This window comes from Arcicella sp. (genome assembly GCF_964672035.1).
Genome location: NZ_CBABQS010000171.1, coordinates 1 through 3,254, shown reverse-complemented (window position 1 = coordinate 3,254; position 3,254 = coordinate 1). Strand labels below are relative to the sequence as shown.

5 protein-coding genes are annotated in these 3,254 nt (G+C 36.4%); all 5 read left to right on the top strand.

Annotated features, from left to right (window positions below; all coding sequences use genetic code 11):
- Nucleotides 1-438: hypothetical protein (locus tag AC1W31_RS20950; protein WP_481736452.1), on the top strand; the 438-nt coding region annotated here is incomplete at its 5' end.
- Between the two features lie 12 nt (nucleotides 439-450).
- Entirely contained in the window at nucleotides 451-894 is a 444-nt protein-coding gene (locus AC1W31_RS20945; protein ID WP_481736451.1) for a hypothetical protein, read from the top strand.
- Nucleotides 895-1,177: 283 nt separating this feature from the next.
- Nucleotides 1,178-1,510: a hypothetical protein gene (locus AC1W31_RS20940; RefSeq protein ID WP_481736450.1), complete on the top strand. Its 333-nt coding sequence runs from the start codon at nucleotides 1,178-1,180 to the stop codon at nucleotides 1,508-1,510.
- Between the two features lie 318 nt (nucleotides 1,511-1,828).
- A complete protein-coding gene (locus tag AC1W31_RS20935; RefSeq protein ID WP_481736449.1) occupies nucleotides 1,829-2,965 on the top strand; it encodes a hypothetical protein in 1,137 nt (378 codons plus the stop codon).
- A gap of 22 nt (nucleotides 2,966-2,987) precedes the next feature.
- On the top strand, nucleotides 2,988-3,254 hold a 267-nt coding region (locus tag AC1W31_RS20930; RefSeq protein ID WP_481736448.1), incomplete at its 3' end, for a hypothetical protein.

Below are 3,254 nucleotides of genomic sequence, written 5' to 3'. Positions count from 1 at the left end.
CCTTACCACGAAACAGGTGCAACTATGCAACCGATTGAGGAAAAAGGGAAAGGGATAAAGAAACCTTATGGAAGAAAAATAAAATATGATGGTTCGATTTACTTTACCCCTAATATTATTTTCTATGGTAGAGGGTACACGCAAAATACTTGGTATGAAGTCTATGAATCACTTACAATTTTAGCGAAACGACAAGGTAAAGATTGGGATTTTCTTAATAATCCAGAATTGCTATTACAGGAAGTCCCGAGCATTTGGGCTATGTTTGAAGGAATGACAAGAGGACTTTATACAGGTAAAAAGCTAATCAATTATATAACGGATACGAAAGTGGACTTTTTCAACGCCAGGCGAATTATTAATATATTAGAAAGAGCTGAATTGATTGCAGGCTATGCCACTAAGTTTTTGAGTGCGTTGGAAAAAGCAAATAACTAAATAGAAAAAAATATGCTATCAGGAAAACAAGACCCATGTAAATATTTTGTATCTCAAAGAGGTACGCCAAAAATTACATACGACCAGACTTTATTTTATAATAAGGAATTGAACCAAAGAGGTGATTGTTTACGGGCGTGTTTAGCAACGCTATTAAATATCAATCCTTCATTATTGAATCATCACACCCAAATTGATTTTTATAATTTCGACTTGCAAGATAGGTTTGATTTTAATTATTGCTATGAGTATAAATCAATTGATGAAATACAAGATTTTGATGGAATGAATGGGCTATTTATGGCTTTTGGAGAATCTGAAAGAGGTTGTTTACACGCTGTAATTATTGACAAAAAAGGAAATGTAGTGCATGATCCGCACCCGTCAAAATTGGGAGTAAAAAGTATAAAGGGGATTTGGTTAATTGAGCCATTGGAAAAAGCAAAAACCGACTAAATTAATAATCGGTTTTGTAAATCTCTAAAATTTACTTGGTAGCCCTTTTCACAGAGTCCAGTATGTTTTATTGATTTCCCCAAAACCCCGCAGTTGCGAAAGTTTTAGGCACGTGAGTTAACTTATCACGTAGAAGTAAATTAAGAACTAAAGCCTGTTCTAATGGTAAGGCTTTAATTACATTAATTGTATGGGGATAGGATTTGAACCTATGCAAGTAGCAACCTTTTTACAGGTCATTGAAACCGCTTCTCAATTACGCTAAACGCCCATATTAAAAGAAATGACCCTTGAACTGTTCAAATGGGAAGTAACAGGGGTACTGTTAAGACAAAATTACAAAAATACCATGAAAAAATCAATCATCATTATCCTTTTTTTTGCCGTAAGTAGTTGCGTTCGGGTGCAAATACCCGTCTCAATGCAAGAGCAAATTAACCGCATTGAGCAAAAGGTAGATACCAATACGGTAAGTATCCAAAAGAACTATAATTCATTCATAAAAATCTTACAAAATGCGACAAATCCAAACAATAATTATAAGCCTTTATCTGATGATGAACTGCTTAAACTCCTTAACGGCTCAGGCATTAACCCAAAGGGAACAAAAAATTAAAGGCATTTATGATGCAAAGATTGAGCAGATAATTGACAATTGTACTGCAAGTTCAATTATTAAGGACGGCATTAACTCCGATTTAAGGGATTCTGTTAATGTAGTCAAGACAAATCTATCAGTAACCAATAAAACCCTTACAAAAGCTAACAACAAAGCCAATAAGTACCAAACGTTATTTTTTATATGCCTTGTGTTAATTGCAGGAATGGGATTTATCGTCTTTAAGCTACTCACCAAGGGGCGTTTTATTTGAAGTAAAGTTTTACAATTGTAAACTACGCCCGTCTTTTATAGATAGGTGTTTATGAGAACTAAATGAAGGCAAATCAATACAGCCAAAAGCTGAAAGAAAGAGTAGATGCCGTTAGCAAATTAAAAGAAGGTGTCAGCCTAAATGATGCTTTTGTAGAGCTACAATCTACTGATTTATTCGAGACGAAAGATTCATTAAGGAATTTTTTGAGAAGGCAGGAAAGTAAAAAATCTACGCATACCGCACTGGACGAAGAATGCCAAACGATAGGGATACCGACCGAGGATGTTGGTAATTATTGGTATAAAGGAGAACACTTTTCGATTCATGTAAAAAACAAAAAAGGTGATTTTTGGGAGCGTACCGAGGAATTTATTGAACGGATTAACGAAGTAGCACCCAAGTATGATAGGTACGTTAGAAAGCCCATTACCGACCCACACGCTTTAGTTTTAGATCCCGCAGACATTCACGTAGGAAAGTTGGCTTCTGCAACTGAAACGGGTGATGCTTATAACGTTGAGATAGCGGTGCAAAGGGTACGGGAAGGGGTAAACGGAATACTCCACAAGTCGGAGCCGTTCAACATTGAAAAGATATTTTTTATCATTGGTAATGACGTTCTGCATACGGACAATACAAAAAGAACAACGACAGGAGGAACGCCCCAAGACACGGACGGAATGTGGCATGAAAATTTCAATACCGCCCTTGATATGTACGTAGAAGCGATTGAAACGTGCTTGGTTGTATCGGATGTACAGGTAGTGTTTAATCCATCAAACCACGACTATCAAACGGGATTCTTTTTGGCTCAAACGATAAAGGCATTTTTTAGGAATAATGAAAATATAACGTTTGATGTTGGTATCAGTCATAGAAAATACTTTTTTTATGGAAGTAGCCTAATTGGAACAACCCACGGGGACGGAGCAAAGAATATAGACTTGCCACTATTAATGGCACACGAAGCGGGCGAAAGTTGGGTAAAATGCAAGCATAGGTATTTTTATGCTCATCATGTTCATCATAAAACCGTCAAAGATTACATGAGTGTAACCGTTGAATCATTGAGAAGCCCGAGCGGAACGGACAGTTGGCATCATCAAAAAGGGTACCAGTATTCAGCAAAGGCGATAGAGGGCTTTATACACTCAAAAGAGAATGGAAGAGTAGCAAGTTTAACGCATTATTTTTAATCAATATTTAACCACTATTAAAATGAAAAACGTATTATTATTCATTACCGCCTTTTGTTTGCTTATGCTATTTAGTGCCATTAGCCTAATTGTAGCGAGTGAAAAAGTTATTAGAGGGAAAGCATCAGATAGCTACTTTTTTGAGTCAGCTATCGCCATTGACGTACTTGGAAACGTGATGGGTCAGCATATCTGGAATTTTATTTTTATCCAAAATACAGGGTATCAATTTGGACACCGAGGGGAAACAATGTCTTCCGTTTTAGGGAAAAACCAACGGGATAATACC